General features: G+C 60.4%; 16 protein-coding genes and 1 riboswitch. Of the genes, 8 read left to right on the top strand and 8 right to left on the bottom strand.

Annotation, left to right across the window (positions count from 1 at the left end):
• Positions 1-5: 5 nt before the first annotated feature.
• Positions 6-788, bottom strand: a complete 783-nt coding sequence (locus B9Z37_RS11375) for an SDR family oxidoreductase (RefSeq protein ID WP_108313146.1) — start codon at positions 786-788, stop codon at positions 6-8.
• 147 nt (positions 789-935) lie between these two features.
• Here B9Z37_RS11375 and B9Z37_RS11370 point away from each other — a divergent pair, with 147 nt between their 5' ends.
• From B9Z37_RS11370 to B9Z37_RS11340, 7 genes are all read left to right on the top strand, one after another.
• Positions 936-2,627, top strand: coding sequence for an electron transfer flavoprotein-ubiquinone oxidoreductase (locus B9Z37_RS11370; RefSeq protein WP_108313325.1), 1,692 nt, complete (start codon positions 936-938; stop codon positions 2,625-2,627).
• Between the two features lie 198 nt (positions 2,628-2,825).
• Positions 2,826-3,797: a TRAP transporter substrate-binding protein gene (locus tag B9Z37_RS11365; protein WP_108313145.1), complete on the top strand. Its 972-nt coding sequence runs from the start codon at positions 2,826-2,828 to the stop codon at positions 3,795-3,797.
• 74 nt (positions 3,798-3,871) lie between these two features.
• Positions 3,872-4,366 (top strand): TRAP transporter small permease, encoded by a 495-nt coding sequence (locus tag B9Z37_RS11360; protein ID WP_108313144.1) that lies wholly within the window; start codon positions 3,872-3,874, stop codon positions 4,364-4,366.
• Entirely contained in the window at positions 4,363-5,640 is a 1,278-nt protein-coding gene (locus B9Z37_RS11355; protein ID WP_108313143.1) for a TRAP transporter large permease, read from the top strand. Before B9Z37_RS11360 ends, B9Z37_RS11355 begins: the two co-directional genes overlap by 4 nt.
• 66 nt (positions 5,641-5,706) lie before the next feature.
• Positions 5,707-6,078, top strand: coding sequence for a glycine cleavage system protein GcvH (gene gcvH, locus B9Z37_RS11350; protein WP_108313142.1), 372 nt, complete (start codon positions 5,707-5,709; stop codon positions 6,076-6,078).
• 101 nt (positions 6,079-6,179) lie between these two features.
• Positions 6,180-6,274, top strand: a riboswitch (glycine riboswitch).
• A 122-nt stretch (positions 6,275-6,396) separates the two neighbouring features.
• A complete protein-coding gene (locus B9Z37_RS11345) occupies positions 6,397-7,704 on the top strand; it encodes a D-amino acid dehydrogenase (protein ID WP_108313141.1) in 1,308 nt (435 codons plus the stop codon).
• A 2-nt stretch (positions 7,705-7,706) separates the two neighbouring features.
• Positions 7,707-8,189, top strand: coding sequence for a GNAT family N-acetyltransferase (locus B9Z37_RS11340; protein WP_108313140.1), 483 nt, complete (start codon positions 7,707-7,709; stop codon positions 8,187-8,189).
• Here B9Z37_RS11340 and B9Z37_RS11335 read toward each other — a convergent pair.
• Entirely contained in the window at positions 8,170-9,330 is a 1,161-nt protein-coding gene (locus B9Z37_RS11335) for a hypothetical protein (RefSeq protein WP_108313139.1), read from the bottom strand. The genes B9Z37_RS11340 and B9Z37_RS11335 overlap by 20 nt on opposite strands.
• 96 nt (positions 9,331-9,426) lie before the next feature.
• Here B9Z37_RS11335 and B9Z37_RS11330 point away from each other — a divergent pair, with 96 nt between their 5' ends.
• Positions 9,427-11,352, top strand: coding sequence for a B12-binding domain-containing radical SAM protein (locus tag B9Z37_RS11330; RefSeq protein ID WP_108313138.1), 1,926 nt, complete (start codon positions 9,427-9,429; stop codon positions 11,350-11,352).
• A 140-nt stretch (positions 11,353-11,492) separates the two neighbouring features.
• On the opposite strand, the gene B9Z37_RS11325 is transcribed toward B9Z37_RS11330, so the two are convergent.
• The 6 genes from B9Z37_RS11325 to B9Z37_RS11300 form a co-directional block, all read right to left on the bottom strand.
• Positions 11,493-12,125 carry a LysE family translocator gene (locus B9Z37_RS11325; RefSeq protein WP_108313137.1) on the bottom strand — a complete coding sequence of 211 codons (633 nt, stop codon included), beginning with the start codon at positions 12,123-12,125 and terminating at the stop codon, positions 11,493-11,495.
• 72 nt (positions 12,126-12,197) lie between these two features.
• On the bottom strand, positions 12,198-12,893 hold the full coding sequence (locus tag B9Z37_RS11320; RefSeq protein ID WP_108313324.1) for an SDR family NAD(P)-dependent oxidoreductase: 696 nt from the start codon (positions 12,891-12,893) through the stop codon (positions 12,198-12,200).
• Positions 12,893-13,672 (bottom strand): SUMF1/EgtB/PvdO family nonheme iron enzyme, encoded by a 780-nt coding sequence (locus B9Z37_RS11315; protein WP_240606697.1) that lies wholly within the window; start codon positions 13,670-13,672, stop codon positions 12,893-12,895. The genes B9Z37_RS11320 and B9Z37_RS11315 overlap by 1 nt, the downstream gene beginning before the upstream one ends.
• Positions 13,672-14,052 (bottom strand): thiol-disulfide oxidoreductase DCC family protein, encoded by a 381-nt coding sequence (locus tag B9Z37_RS11310; protein ID WP_108313136.1) that lies wholly within the window; start codon positions 14,050-14,052, stop codon positions 13,672-13,674. The genes B9Z37_RS11315 and B9Z37_RS11310 overlap by 1 nt, the downstream gene beginning before the upstream one ends.
• On the bottom strand, positions 14,049-14,672 hold the full coding sequence (locus B9Z37_RS11305) for a histidine phosphatase family protein (RefSeq protein WP_108313135.1): 624 nt from the start codon (positions 14,670-14,672) through the stop codon (positions 14,049-14,051). Before B9Z37_RS11305 ends, B9Z37_RS11310 begins: the two co-directional genes overlap by 4 nt.
• 10 nt (positions 14,673-14,682) lie before the next feature.
• Positions 14,683-15,339: a DsbA family oxidoreductase gene (locus B9Z37_RS11300; RefSeq protein ID WP_108313134.1), complete on the bottom strand. Its 657-nt coding sequence runs from the start codon at positions 15,337-15,339 to the stop codon at positions 14,683-14,685.
• Positions 15,340-15,594 lie beyond the last annotated feature (255 nt).

The raw sequence follows: 15,594 nt of genomic DNA, 5'->3' as shown, positions 1-15,594 counted from the left end.
CTTCCTTAAACAGCAAATCCATCGTCAGCCGAAATGACCGCGCCATTGATGAAATGGCTCTGATCGCTCGCCAGCAACATCAACAACGCGTCCAGGTCTTGGGGCTGACCTACGCGTTTGCGCGGCAGCATGCTGATGAGTTTTTGGCCTTGTTCGGTCTGCCAGTGGTGGTGGTTGATCTCGGTGTCGATGTAACCGGGGCAAATCGCGTTCACATTGATGCCAAAACGCCCCCACTCCACGGCAAACGCTTTGGTCATCTGCACCACAGCGGCCTTGCTCATGCAATAAACGCCAATTTGCGGCAAGACTTTCAGGCCGGCCATCGAGGCGATGTTGATGATGCGACCGCCCGTGAAGCTGCCGGGTGCGGCCCCCTTGGCACGGGCCAACATGCGCTTGCCCACCTCTTGCGCGACAAAAAATGCACCACGCACATTGGTGTTCATGATGAAGTCGTAGTCTTCTTCCGTCACATCTTGGATACGCTGGGTGGTGCTGACGCCCGAGTTGTTCACCAAGATGTCGATGCTGCCCATCTCAGTCTCGGCGTGCGCCACTGCGGCAGCAATGCTGTGGCGGTCTGTGACATCGAGCTCCACCACATGGGCGTCACCACCTGCAGCTTCGATTTCGGCGCGCAGGTCCTTGAGCTTTTCAACCCGGCGGCTGGCCAACACGACGCCAGCACCGGCAGCGGCCAGGGTTTTGGCAAATTGAGCGCCCAAACCACCTGATGCACCGGTCACCAAGGCCACGCGGCCCGACAAATCAATTTCATAAGCCATGGCAAATCCTTCAAAGGGGTTCGTATCCGCTTCTGACAACGGGTGACACCATTGTGCGGGGGAAAGGCCTTTGTGCCGCATAAAATGAGTCACACGGCCGACACGCTGCGTGTCGGCCCCGAATTCACCACTTCACAAGAGACGTTCATGAGCCCCGAAGAAATCCTGAGCACCTATGGCCCCCGCGAATCCATGGAATACGACGTGGTCGTGGTCGGCGGCGGCCCTGGCGGCCTGTCCACAGCGATTCGCCTCAAGCAACTGGCCGCCGAAAAAGGCCAGGATGTGTCGGTGGTCGTGCTTGAAAAAGGCGGCGAGCCCGGTGCCCACATCCTGTCGGGCGCGATCATGGACCCCAAGGCCCTGACCGAACTCTTCCCCAATTGGAAAGAATTGGGCGCACCACTGAACCAGCCCGTGACCGATGACGCTTGGAGCTTTTTGAGCGAAACCGGCGCCACCCGCACCCCCGGTATCTTTTTGCCCGAGTGCGCACAAAACCACGGCAACTACATCATCAGCCTGTCCAACTTCACCCGTTGGCTGGGACAGCAGGCCGAGAACTTGGGCGTGGAAATCTTCCCCGGCTTCACCGCCGCGGAGGTGCTCTACAACGAAGATGGCAGCGTCAAAGGCGTGGCAACCGGCAATATGGGCATCGGCAAAGACGGCGAGCCGACCGAAAACTTCCAGCTGGGCATGGAACTGCACGGCAAGTACACGGTGTTTGCCGAAGGCGCACGCGGCCACCTGGGCAAGCAGTTGATCGCCAAATACCAACTCGACGAAGGCCGCGATCCGCAGACCTACGGCATCGGCATCAAGGAAGTTTGGGAGATCGACCCCTCACGCCACACACCCGGTTTTGTCATGCACACCGCCGGCTGGCCCATGAACAACGACACCTATGGCGGCGCTTTCATGTACCACATGGAAGACAACAAGATCGCCATCGGTTATGTGGTGGGCCTGGACTACGCCAACCCTTGGCTCAGCCCCTTTGAAGAGTTCCAACGCTGGAAAACCCACAACAACATCAAGTGGTATTTCACCAACGACAAGGGCGAGGTCAATGCCAAGCGCATCGGTTATGGTGCCCGCGCCATCACGGCAGGCGGCCTGATGAGCCTGCCCAAGACCGTGTTCCCAGGTGGTGCCTTGGTGGGATGTGACGCCGGTTACCTGAACGTGAGCCGCATCAAAGGCAGCCACGCCGCCATCAAAACCGGCATGTTGGCCGCAGAAGCCGCTTACGACGCCATCGTGGCCGGTCGCCAGCACGACGAGCTGAGTGCCTACCCCGAGGCCTTTGAAGCCAGCTGGCTCTACACCGAGCTCAACAAATCACGCAACTTCAAGACCTGGTTCAAGAAGGGCTTGACCGTGGCCACACTCATGAACGGCTTCGAGCAGTTCGTGCTGCGCGGACACATCCCCTGGACGCTGCGCCGCGACAAGGCCGACCACACTTACCTCAAGCCTGCGGCCGAGTGCGAGAAGATCGAGTACCCGAAACCGGACGGCAAGCTGACCTTTGATCGCCTGTCCAGCGTGTTCATCAGCAACACCAACCACGAAGAAAACCAGCCTGCCCACCTGACGCTCAAAGACGCTTCGGTGCCCGTCAGCATCAACCTGGCCAAGTACGCCGGCCCCGAGAGCCGCTACTGCCCAGCGGGTGTGTACGAGTTCGTCAAAAACGAAGACCACTCGGACCGCCTGCAGATCAACGCGCAAAACTGCGTGCACTGCAAGACCTGCGACATCAAGGACCCGACGCAAAACATCGTCTGGGTCACGCCCGAAGGTGGCGGCGGTCCGAACTACACAGGCATGTGAGATTGCCCTGTTTTTTAAAGAGGCCCTGAGGGGCCTCTTTTTTTGGTTTGACCCGATGCATTGTTTGGCGTCACCTTGGCATCACCACCCCCGCGAAAACCCGTAGCCTATCTGACCAAAGAGACCTCCATAATGAAACTTGTATGACAAGTTGATTCGCAGCTTGTTGTCGTCCACTGATCCACGAGGAGCTATCGAATGAAATTGAGCAAATTGATGTTGGGCCTGAGTTTGGCTGTTGGTGTCATGGCTACCGCTTCTGCGCAAATCACCATGCGCAACAGCATTTCTGTGGGCCAGAATTCCCACCAAGGCGAGGCCATCGACACCCTGTCCAAAGAAGTCGAAAAGCGCACCAACGGCCGCATCAAGATTCAGAACTTCTACTCCGGCTCTTTGGGCGGTGAGCGCGAGTCCATCGAGTCTGTGCAACTGGGCACCCAAGAATTGGCTACCACATCGACCGGTCCTGTGCCCAACTTTGTGCCCGAGTCGCGCATCTTGGACGTGCCCTTCTTGTTCCGTGACAAAGCACACGCTCGCGCCGTGCTGGACGGCCCCATTGGCCAAGAGTTGCTGACCAAGTTTGACTCCAAAGGCTTCAAGGCTTTGGCTTGGGGTGAAAACGGCGTGCGCCACATGACCAACAGCAAGCGTGCGGTGAATGAGCCGGGCGACCTGAAGGGCCTGAAGATGCGCACCATGGAAAACCCTGTGCACGTGGCCGCTTACAAGAGCTTGGGCATCGTGACCACCCCCATGGCGTTCCCTGAAGTGTTCACCGCTTTGCAACAAGGCACCGTGGACGGTCAAGAAAACCCACTGTCGGTGATCATGGCTTCCAACTTTGACCAAGTGCAAAAGCACCTGACACTGACTGGCCACGTCTACTCACCCGTGGTGATCCTGATGAACAAGGGCTCGTTTGACAAACTCAGCGCCGCGGACAAGCAAATCTTTTTGGACGCAGCCAAAGAAGCGGTCAAGGCCAACCGTGCACGCGTGGACAAAGACGATGCCAACGGCGTGGCTGAGCTGCGCAAAAAAGGCATGAACATCATTGAGAACGTGGACAAGTCCAAATTCTTGGCCACCATGGGCCCCGCCATGGCCGAGTTCGAAAAGCAGTTCGGCAAAGCCAACCTGGACCGCATCCGCAACTACAAGTAATCTGAAGTTTGTGGAAACGCCCGCCCAATCCTGGATTGGCGGGCGTTTTTTGATTTTGTCGTGAAGGATTTTTTATGCGCTCGCTTTATCTGAGCATAGAAAAGTGGACCACCGCTTTCTCCATGTTCGTGGCCTGTTTGATGCTGGTTGTCGCGGCCAGTCTGGGCATGCTGCAAATTTTCACCCGCTTTGTACTGGAAGTTCCGGTTGAATGGACAGAAGTCATCATCCGCTTCAGCCTGATCTGGATGGTCTTCATGGGCATTCCCATGGCTTTCCGTCAGGGCGCGATGGTCAGCGTCGACGTGCTTTACCGCTGGAGCGGCCCACGCATGAAAAAATTCCTGGACACCGCCGTGGCTTTGGCTGCACTCACCTTGGTCTGCATCATCATTTGGTGGGGCTGGGACTACGCCAACCGGGGCAAGGTCCAGTCCATGATTGGTCTGGAAGACGTGTCCATGTTTTGGGCCTACATGGCTTTGCCTGTGGGTGCGTGTTTCAGCGTGATCAGCATCATTGGCAATTGGCTGGACCCCCAGCGCCTTGAATTGGAGACCGCACAATGAGCGTCGTCATGCTTTGCACCATGGTGCTGTGCTTTGCACTCACCATCTCGGTGGCCGTGTCCATTGGTTTGTCGGCGATTGTCGGTATCCAAATCGGCAACGCCAACATGCTCATCTCCGTCAAGGAGATGTTCAATTCGATCAACAAATTTCCGCTGGCCGCCATCCCCTTCTTCATTTTGGCGGGCAACATCATGGAAACCGGCGGCATCTCGCGCCGCTTGGTGGAGTTCGCCAAGAGCATTGTGGGCGGCGTGCAAGGTGGCTTGCCCATGACCTGCGTGCTGACCTGCATGATTTTTGCAGCCGTCTCGGGCTCGTCGGTGGCCACCACCTTCGCCATCGGCACCATCCTGATCCCGGCGCTGATCAAGCACGGCTACCCCACCACCTACGCGGCTTCTTTGCAAGCCACCTCGGCCGAGTTGGGCGTGATCATCCCGCCCTCGATTCCCATGATCCTGTACGGCGTCAGTGCCGAAGTCTCAATTGGCGAATTGTTCATTGCCGGTTTCGGTCCTGGCCTGTTCATTGGCGCAGCCTTGATGTTCTGGGTTTGGATTTATTGCAAATACAAAGGTTGGGGCAAGAACGACGGCGAAGGCCGTCTGAGCTTTGGCAAGGCCTCCTGGCAAGCCGGCTGGGCGCTCATGATGCCTGTGATCATTTTGGGCGGTATCTACGGCGGGGTGTTCACCCCCACCGAAGCGTCTGCCGTGGCGGTGTTCTACGCGCTGATTGTGGGCACCTTGATTTACCGTGAGATCAAGCTGAAAGACCTGGCCATCATCATGCGCAAATCGGTGCTGTCCAGCGCGGTGATCATGTTCATCATTGCCAACGCGGGCTTGTTCGCCTTCTTGATCACCCGTGCTGGTGTGCCTGAAGCGATTGGCCACTGGTTGCAAGACGTGCTCAAGTCACCCGCTTACTTCTTGTTGGGTGTCAACGCTGCTTTGTTCTTCATTGGCATGTTCATCGAAACCAGCGCAGCCATCATTGTGCTGGCCCCCATCTTGGCCCCAGTGGCCGTGCACTTCGGCATCGACCCGGTTCACTTTGGTCTGGTCATGGTGGTCAACCTGGCTTTGGGCATGATCACACCGCCTTTTGGTGTGAACCTGTTCGCCGCATGTACGGTGGCGCGGATTTCGCTGGACCGGATGATCAAAGATTTGATCCCCTTCGTCCTGGTGATCCTGGTCTGCTTGATGGTGGTGAGCTATGTGCCCGCCCTGTCCTTGACTTTGCGGGATCTGGTCTACGCCAAATAAAGCTAGAATTTCCCGCATTCTCACACCGCCTGGCCCCTTGAGGGCCAGGCCTTTTTGTTACACACCATGTCCATCCAATACTCCGAAGACCACACTTGGCTCCAGCGCAATGACGATGGCCTGACCGCCGTGATGGGCATCACGGTCCATGCCCAAGACACCCTGGGCGACATCGTGTTTGTCGATTTGCCCGACATCGGAAAAACTTTTGCAGCGCGCGAAGTCGCTGGCGTGGTGGAGTCTGTCAAAGCCGCTGCCGACGTGCACATGCCTGCCGCAGGCGAAATCATCGAGGTCAATGAAGCCCTGCGTGCCGACCCCTCTTTGGCCAATTCCGATCCTTTGGGCGCCGGTTGGTTCTTCAAGGTCAAGCTGACTCAGCTGTCGGACCTGGACGCCTTGCACGACGAGGCCAGTTACCAGAAGTTGACCGACTGATTTTTTGTCATGGGCCTGTCAGACTGGGATTCAGGCCGTAGAATCTGAAACACAGGGTGACGCCGGTTTTGCAACCGTCACCCCGAGTCGGACCCAGTCCGACGTTCACTGTGGGAGAGCTTGGGGGCCAAAGGCCCTCAACGCCGAAGGAGCAACCACCCCGGAAACTCTCAGGCAAAAGGACCGTGGTGAACAAAGCACTCTGAAGAGTTGCCGGGATTCGTCCCCCGGCACACCGCAGGAGCAAGCCCCAAGCCTTCCACAGGCAGGGTGAATCTCTCAGGTTTCAAACAGAGGGGGTCGTTCTGCACACATCCGGTGTGCGGTTCGTCTACCCGTTTGAGACGCATCAAAGAGAGTAGCTTCATGAAAAAGCACATTGTCATCATTGGCGGCGGCATCACTGGCGTCACCTCCGCCTACGCCTTGGCCCAACAAGGCCTTCAAGTCACCCTGATCGAGAAAAACCGCTACCCCGGCATGGAAACGTCCTACGCCAACGGCGGCCAGCTGTCCGCCTCCAACGCCGAGGTCTGGACCCATCCCTCCACCATCGTCAAGGGCCTCAAATGGATGCTCAAGAGCGATGCCCCTTTGCTCATGAACCCCGCGCCCACATGGCACAAACTCAGCTGGATGGCCGAGTTTGTGGCCGCCATTCCCAAGTACAAAGACAACACCATTGCCACGGCCCAACTGGCCATCGAATCGCGCGAGCACCACTTCGCCTGGGCCAAGGCAGAAGGCATCGACTTCGACCACAAGCGCGAAGGCATCCTGCACATCTACCGCGACAAAAAAGGCTTTGACCATGCAGGCGAAGTCTCCAAACTGCTGGCCCAAGGCGGCCTGCCCCGCCGCGCCGTGACGCCCGACGAAATGAAGGCCATCGAGCCGACACTGCAAGGCCAGTATTACGGCGGCTATTTCACCGAAAGCGATTCGACGGGCGACATCCACAAGTTCACCTTTGGTCTGGCCAAGGCTTGCGAGCGCCTGGGGGTGAAAATCCTCACCGAGCACCAGGTGCTGAATGTCGCATCCAACGGGCAAACCGCGACGGTGCAGGTGCAGCACCAAGGCCAGACCGAGACCCTCAGCTTTGACAGCATCGTGATTTGTGCTGGCGTGCATGGACGCAAACTGGCCGAGCAACTGGGCGACCGCTTGAACATCTACCCTGTCAAAGGCTATTCGATCACCGTGGGCTTGAACGACGCCGCCAGCCAAGCCGCCGCACCACAGGTGAGCCTGTTGGACGACGAGACCAAACTGGTCACCAGCCGTTTGGGGACTGACCGTTTCCGCGTGGCGGGCACCGCCGAGTTCAACGGCATTGACTTGGACATCCGCGCCGACCGCATCAAGCCACTCGTCAATTGGGTCAACCAATGCTTTCCCGGCGTGGACACCCGCCGCGTCGAGCCCTGGGCGGGTCTGCGCCCCATGATGCCCAACATGCTGCCGCGTGTGGGTGCAGGCAAGAAAGCCAACGTGTTCTACAACACAGGGCATGGCCACTTGGGCTGGACGCTGAGTGCGATCACGGCGCACCAACTGGCGGGCCATGTGATGGCAGCGATGCAGGACAATGTGCGCTCCTTCATGACCCCTGCAGCCGTCTGACCATGCCACTTCACATCCTGTCCGTTGATTACCAGAACCCCATCCACCGCACGGCGCTGGTGATGTTGCTGGACGCCTACGCCCAAGACCCGATGGGCGGGGGCGAGCCATTGGCGCAGGATGTGAAAGCGCGGCTGTGCGATGACTTGGCCGCACGCACCGATGCGGCCAGCTTCATCGCTTGGTTGGACGCTGCGCCTGTGGGACTGGTCAACTGCATCGAGGGGTATTCGACCTTCAAAGCGCGGCCCCTGATGAACATCCACGACATCGCCGTGCTGCCCGAGCACCGGGGTGCTGGGGTCGGTCAGGCTTTGCTGGCGGCGGCCGAGCGACACGCCCAAGCGCGTGGCTGCTGCAAGCTCACGCTCGAAGTACTGACAGGCAACACACGGGCCTTGAAGAGTTACCTCGGGTTTGGTTTTGAGCCCTATGCCCTGGACCCGGCAGCAGGCCAAGCCAGCTTCATGCAGAAGTGGCTTTAGCCAGCTGCCACTGCTCTTTCAGCCAGCGCTTGAGTTCGGCTTCGTTCTGAATGCGGCGCAAATCCGATTCCAAGCTCTCCGTGATGTAGCGTTGATCGGCCTGTAGGCGCTGCAGCGACTGGGCCATGACAGCCTCGTCCGCGTCTGCCCGCACGGGCACACACAACTCGCGGCTCAGGCGGCTTTGCAATTGGTCCAGATCGTCTTCGAGCGCTGAGACTTGCTCTTTGAGCAACACCGACATGGCCATCAACTTGTCATCGGCCATGCCCGCGGTACTTTGGGGGCTGCCCTGCGTGACCTGCATTTGCAGGCGAAGCAAGGTAGTCAGGTCGTTTTTTTCATAAGCGGCGTTGACCTCGCTCATCAAACCGGTTTTGCGCAGGCGCTCCTGCTCATCGGGCTCGCGGTCGGGGTGGAGGGCACTGGCCAATTGCCTGAATACCGTGCGGATGGCGCTTTTGGCGTCCAGCTCGCGCAGCATGGCGGCGGGCACTTCGCCTTTTTCGGCAGCCGCGCTTTTCTTTTTCGCTTGTTTTTCGGCTTTTCGGGCTGTGCGCTTGGCGTTCTTTTTGGCCTCATTGGCCTCTTGCTGCTGCTGCCACTGGCGCATGCCCGCCTGCATCATCTCTTCGGGCGTTTGGTATTGGCTGGGCTTGTTGAGCGGCTGGCCCAGCGCTTCCTCGATGCGCTCGCGCAGCTGCCGGGCGGCTTCGGCCTGCTCCTCGGCGGCTTCCTGCGTGTCTTCTTCACTCACATACAAGTCAGACAAAGCCTGCACTTGCGGATCAGCGCTGGCGGCCAATTGGTCGATCAAGCCACGCACAAGGCCCCTGGCCATCCGCTGCTGGCGGTCGGTGAAGTCGGTGGTTTGCAAGCGTTCGTGCACAAACAGGAGCAGGCTCTTGCGGTGCACCTGCGCTTGCTGCACCCATTCACGCAGGGCTTGAATGTGCCCATAGCGGTGCCGGTCTGACCAGCTTTCTAGCCGCTGAATGTGGCCCGACAGCAGCTCGATCCGGGCCAACAAGTCGTTGAAGCGCTGCTGAGCAGGGGTGAGTTTGGCTTTGGCCGATGCCTGCACCATCAAGGTGGACAAAGCAGGTGCGGTGTCGGGGAGCGCTTCGGGCAAAGGGGTCATCTCAAGGTCAATTCATGCAAGGCAGCTGGGCTGATGGATGTTAACGCCCCCGAGGCCGTTGATAATCCCCCATCTGACCCGACAAGCCACCGCCTGATGCCCAGCCCCAACCCGTTCAAAGTGCTCAGCCTCATCCCGCCGATGACGCAGCTCAACACGCCCTACCCGTCCACGGCCTACCTGACGGGTTTTTTGCGTTCGCGGGGTTTCGATGCGGTGCAAGAGGATTTGGCGCTGGCCACCGTGCTGGCCTTGCTGAACAAACAAGGCCTGACCGATCTGCGCGATGCAGCGCTCGCTTTGCCCGTCGAAGACCGCTCGGGGCCAGTGAATTTTTTCCTCGACCACTTCAACGATTACGCCGTCAGCATCGACCCGGTCATCGCCTTTTTGCAAGGGCGCGACAGCACCCTGAGCCACCGCATTGCAGGCCGGGGATTTTTGCCCGAAGGCCCGCGCTTTTCGGCACTCGACGCCTACGAAGACGACGGCACGGGCGACCCGATTGGCTGGGCCTTTGGTGCTTTGGGCCAGACCGACCGCGCCCGGCACTTGGCCACGCTGTACCTGAACGATTTGGCCGATGTGCTGCGCGATGCCGTGGACGAAGGCTTTGAGTTCGTGCGCTACGCCGAGCGCCTGGCCGCGAGCCAACCCAGCTTTGACGCGTTGGCCGAAGCACTGGCCCAGCCCCCCAACCTGATCGACCTCACACTGGAGCGCTTGGCACTGCAAGCCATCGAGCGCCACCAGCCCACGCTGGTGTTGCTGTCGGCGCCCTTCCCCGGCTCGGTCTATGCGGCCTTTCGCATCGCCCAATGCATCAAGCGCTCGTACCCGCAGATCCGCATTGGCCTGGGCGGTGGCTTTGTGAACACCGAGCTGCGCGAACTCAAAGACGCCCGCGTGTTTGACCATGTGGATTTCGTCACGCTCGACGGTGGCGAACGCCCGCTGCTGAGCCTGATCGAGCACCTGCAAGGCCAGCGCAGCATGCAGCGCCTGCAGCGCACCTTCATCCGTAACGACGCAGGCCAGGTGCAGTACATCAATATGCAAGAGCCCGACATCCCCTTTGAAGACGTGGGCACGCCCACCTGGGACGGCCTGCCGCTGCACAAATACCTGTCGCTGCTCGACATGCTCAACCCCATGAATCGGCTGTGGAGCGATGGGCGCTGGAACAAGCTCACCGTGGCGCACGGCTGCTACTGGAAGAAGTGCAGCTTTTGCGACGTGAGCCTGGACTACATCAGCCGCTACGAGACCGCACAAGCCAGCACCCTGGTGGACCGCATCGAACAGATCGTGGCCGAGACGGGCCAGACCGGCTTTCACTTTGTGGACGAAGCCGCGCCCCCCAAAGCCCTGAAAGCCTTGGCCGAAGAACTGTTGCGCCGAGGCGTGCAAATTTCGTGGTGGGGCAATATCCGATTTGAAAAAACCTTCACGCCCGAGCTGTGCGACTTGCTGGCCCAAAGCGGCTGCATCGCCATGTCGGGCGGGCTCGAAGTCGCATCTGACCGTTTGCTTCAATTGATGAAAAAAGGCGTCTCGGTCGAGCAGGTGGCGCAAGTGACCAAAGGCTTTGCCGATGCGGGTGTGCTGGTGCACGCCTACCTGATGTACGGCTTTCCGACTCAAACCGTGCAGGACACGGTGGACGCGCTCGAATACGTGCGCCAGCTGTTTGAAAACGGCTGCATCCACAGCGGCTTTTTCCACCGCTTTGTCTGCACCGTGCATTCCCCCGTGGGCCAAAACCCCGAGGCCTATGGCGTGACGTTATTGCCCCTGCCCGAAGGCACCTTTGCCAAAAACGATGTGGGCTTTGTCGACCCGACGCCCATGCCCCCGGGCGTGGACCACGACCTGCTGGGCCAGGGCCTGAAAAAAGCCATCTACAACTTCATGCACGGCGTGGGCGTAGAAAACGATGTGCGCCAGTGGTTTGAGCTGCCCAAGGGGCAGTGCCCCAAAACCACCGTGCCGCGACACAAGATCGCCAAAGCGCTCGGCTGAAACGACTGCTCAAATAACAAGCAACCGCTGCCAAACCAACAGGCATGCGGCTCTCAGGGCTTGTTCATGCACTTATCCACAGCTTGGCGCACAGTTGACAGGGGTAAACCGGGCCAGTGTTCGGCAGAGCCCAGAAAAGATCAGCGGCTGGCGGCCATCAAGGCCGCAAAGCCTACAAACACACCACCCGTGACCCTGTTGAAGTTTTTCAGCACATGGGCTTGCTGCAAAAAACGCGACAACTTCTGACCGCTCAGGGCGTAGATCAGGTACCAACTGACCTCGATGACGGTGAAGGTGATCAACAACACTGCAAACTGCAAACCCGCAGGCCGATCGGCCTGGATGAACTGCGGGAAAAATGCCGCCGCAAAAACAATGGCCTTGGGGTTGCTGGCTGCCACCGCCAGCCCCTGCCGGTAATAAGACCCTGCGCTGCGCTGCGGCGTTTCCGCCACGGCAGCAATGACAGGCTCGTCTCCCGTGGGCACACCTGCACGCCACAAGTTGTAGCCCAGATAGGCCAGGTAAGCCGCACCCAGGTAGCGCAGCGTATCAAAGACCACAGGGAAACTGTGCAGCAAAGCCCCCACCCCGGCCGCTGAAATGCTGACCATGCCCATCAGGGCCGTCATGCAGCCCGCCATAGTCCAAATGGCGGGGCGCAGACCAAAACGCGCACCGTGACTCATGACCAAGAGCATGTTGGGCCCCGGGGTGGCTGATATCACAAAGGTCATCACGACAAACATCCACCACGACTGCACGCTCATCCTGTCATCCCTGTATTTCAATATGTGCCCGGATTGTCCTTCAAGCTCGGACCCACATCTTCGTTTGTCAGGTCACCAAGGAATGCTTTGCCCTTGGTGGTCCACAAAGTGGGCACGCCCTGTGGGCTGCAAGGCGTCGAGGGCAGCCAGCAAACGCTGCGCGGCCTGTTCTGGGTGTAGAGCGTCGTCGCCCACAAAGGGTCGACTCAATGCAGATTGCACCGTGCCCGGCTGCAAAGCGGCCACCACCGCCAAAGGCCTGCGCCGGGCGATTTCGATGGCTGCGGTTTGCAACAACATGTTGAGCGCGGCCTTGGCCGCTCGGTAGCCGTACCAGCCGCCTTTGCGATTGTCTTCGATGCTGCCAACTCTCGCCGACAACTTGCCCCAGATGAGCCGTTCACCCGACGCCAATAAGGGTGCGAAGTGTTTGAGCAAAAGGCCAGGCCCCACGGCATTGAGCTGCAGGGATGCCAACAGATGCGTGGCATCGAGTTCGTCCAGGCGTTTTTCAGGGCCGCGCCCGTTCACAGTGAGTGCGCCCGTGGCGTCCAGCACCAGATGGAACGGCCCCTGCGCAGCCAGCGCTTGCGAACAGGCGGCGATGCTCGCTTCATTCAGCAGATCCAGCCCCGGCGAACTTTGGCGCGACACCCCCTGCGCCAGCTCGCAGCGCGGGTCGTTTTGCAACTGCTGCAGCAAGGCACTGCCGATGGCACCGCTCGCACCGATCACCAAGGCGCGGTAGCCCTCAGGCAGGGAATGCATCATGGCCGGGCCTTGCTGGGCTTGCTGCCTGGCGACTTGAGGTCATAGGCGCAGCGAAAGCCGATGTAGACCGCGTAAAAATCAGCGGGTTTGTAAGCCTGCACATCGGCCTTCATGTTGAACGCGCCGTACCACCAAGAGCCGCCGACGGTGCGCCGCTCAGCGCCCCGGGCATCGGTGGTCCACTCCCACACATTGGCCCCCATGTCGTACAGGCCATTCACGCCCTGGCGCGTGGCCCCGGCGGGCGCGGCCCTAGGCCACGGGTCGGCATCGCTGGTGTTGGTGCCTTGCGGACTGTCACCCGTGGTCCAGGGGTAGGTGCGGCCCTTGACCCAAGGTGCAGGCGGCGCATCGCGCAGCTCGGTGAAGCCGGCCTTTTGCCACTCGGCCCCGGTGGGCAAGCGCCCTCCGGCCCAGCGGCAATACGCTTGTGCCTCGGCAAAGTCCAGGTGCACAGAGGGCAAATCCGGGCTGACGGGCACGCCATCGGATCGACCGTCGGGGTAACGCCAAGACCAGCCGGGGCGACGCTCCCAGCCAGCGCCGTACTCAAAGCCGCCACCTTCTTTTTCTGCGCGGGTCACGGTGCCTGTGGCACGCACGTAACGGCCGAACTGTCCGATGGTGACTTCGGTGCGGTCGATGGCCCAGTCGCCCAAAGGCACTTTGTCAGGCACTTTTTCAGTCGAGGCTTGACCCGTTTGGGCTTGCGCCACAGGCCCGCCCAGCGTGGTCAAGCTGGCCAGCAGCACAACAGAAACACCCTGCAGTTTCATCACACTTTCTCCTCGCCCACCCAGCGCCGCACCCACTGTTGCAGGCGCGGGCGCAGCGGCAAAAACAAACGGTAAGCCCCCTCGAACACCCACGACATCGGTGGCCAAGCCGACAACCAGCCCAACCAACGCCAGCCCGGAAACAGCCGCCACATCTGCGAAAACGCCGCCGCACCGCTGAACAAGCGGCCCTGCGCGTCGCGCACATGGAAACGCGCCATGGCCTGCGCACAACTGAGCGAGCCCAACTCGGCCCCCGTGCTCACATCCACCCAATCGACACTCGTCGCCTGAGGCAGGCGGCGGTAGATCGCGATTTCGCGGCGGCACAAGGGGCAAGAGCCGTCAAAGTAAACCGTCAAGCGGTGCAGCGTGCTCATGCGGCCAGGTCTCCACGGGCCACCAAGCGGCCTTGGCGGTCCACCACAAAACCTTCGCCCAGGCCCGGGTACGCCCCGGTCAAGCCGGTCATGATGACCTGGTGCGTGACCCAGACCTCGGTGCGCCCGGCCGGCAGCGCCTGCAAGCGCTCGCGCAAAGCCTGCTGCTGAGCCGCCGGATCGCCCTGCCCGGCAAACGTGCTGTTGAGCGCGGTCCAGTCCTCGAAAGCGCCAAAAGCCAGCCGCGCCGTGTCCTGGCAGCGGCACCACTGGCTGCTGCGCACCGCGTCGGGCTTGAAGTTCTGCACTTGCAGCCAAGCTCCCAAGGCCCGCGAAGCTTGACGCCCCGCCTCGCTCAGGTTGCGCTGCGTGCGGCACTGGCCGATCACAAACCCTGGCGGATCGCCAATCCCCGATTCGGTGGCGGCGTGGCGGATGAGCAGCACACCGCCGCTTTGCCGCCAAACAGCCAACAACTGCGCCCGCGTCGCAGGCTGTGCGGACTTCGTCCCAGCCAAGCCAGGTGTGCTGGCCAGCCATGGCGCGACCAAGGTCGCCCCCAAACGGGCCAGGGCCGTGCGGCGAGGCACACCAGCAGGAACGCGAGTGCTAGGTGTCATCCACTGCGCCTCAGGACACTTCGCCCGAAGCGATGCGGCGCAGTGCCTGCTCGAACACCTCGACCGGCTGGCCGCCCGAGATCAAATGCCTGTCGTTGATGATGACCGCAGGCACCGAGCGGATGCCTGCCTGGGTGTAGAACTGCTGGCGCTCACGCACCTCGGCGGTGTGCGCATCGCTGCTGAGCACCTCACGTGCGGCGGCCACATCCAGCCCCGCTTCGGCCACGCCCGCGAGCAAAACCTCCGGGTCTTCCATGCACTCGGCCCGGCCCTGATAGGCCTGCAAAAAGGCTTTCTTCAGGGCGTGTTGCGCTCCCGCGCCTTGGCCCTCGGCCCAGTGCAGCAAGCGGTGCGCGTTGAAGGTGTTGTAAACCCGGCCGCGACCGCCCGGGTGAAACTCAAAACCCACCTCGGCCCCACGGGCGGCAATGGTCTGGCGAATTTGCGCCTGCTGCTCGGGGGTGGAGCCATATTTTTCGGTCAGGTGTTCGCCCAGGTCCTGCCCGCCGGGGGGCATGTGCGGGTTCAGCTCAAAGGGCTGGAAATGCAAGTCGGCCTGCACCTGGCCGTCCAGGCGCTCCAGGGCTTTTTCCAGAGCACCCAGGCCCACGGCGCACCAGGGGCAGGCAATGTCGGAAACGAAATCGATTTTCAGGGGGGTCATCAGCAACTTTCAAGGCAAAACCAATGCCTTATCTTGCCGCAAATCACCGACAATCGCAGACAGCTTCCTTCATCCCCCCGGTTCCCATAGACCAAGGCTCGCCAACATGAACGTCCTTGTCTTACTCGGCACCAACACGCGGGATGTAATCAAGGCCCAAGTCAGGGCTATGGGCCTGGCGCTGGGGTCACAGGCCGACTGCGCGCAGCCGTATCGGCCCTGAAAACACCCACAAACTGATGACTGAAAGGACTG

The organism is Limnohabitans parvus II-B4, from assembly GCF_003063455.1.
GTDB classification, from domain to species: domain Bacteria; phylum Pseudomonadota; class Gammaproteobacteria; order Burkholderiales; family Burkholderiaceae_C; genus Limnohabitans_A; species Limnohabitans_A parvus.
This window is presented reverse-complemented; position numbering and strand designations above follow the sequence as displayed.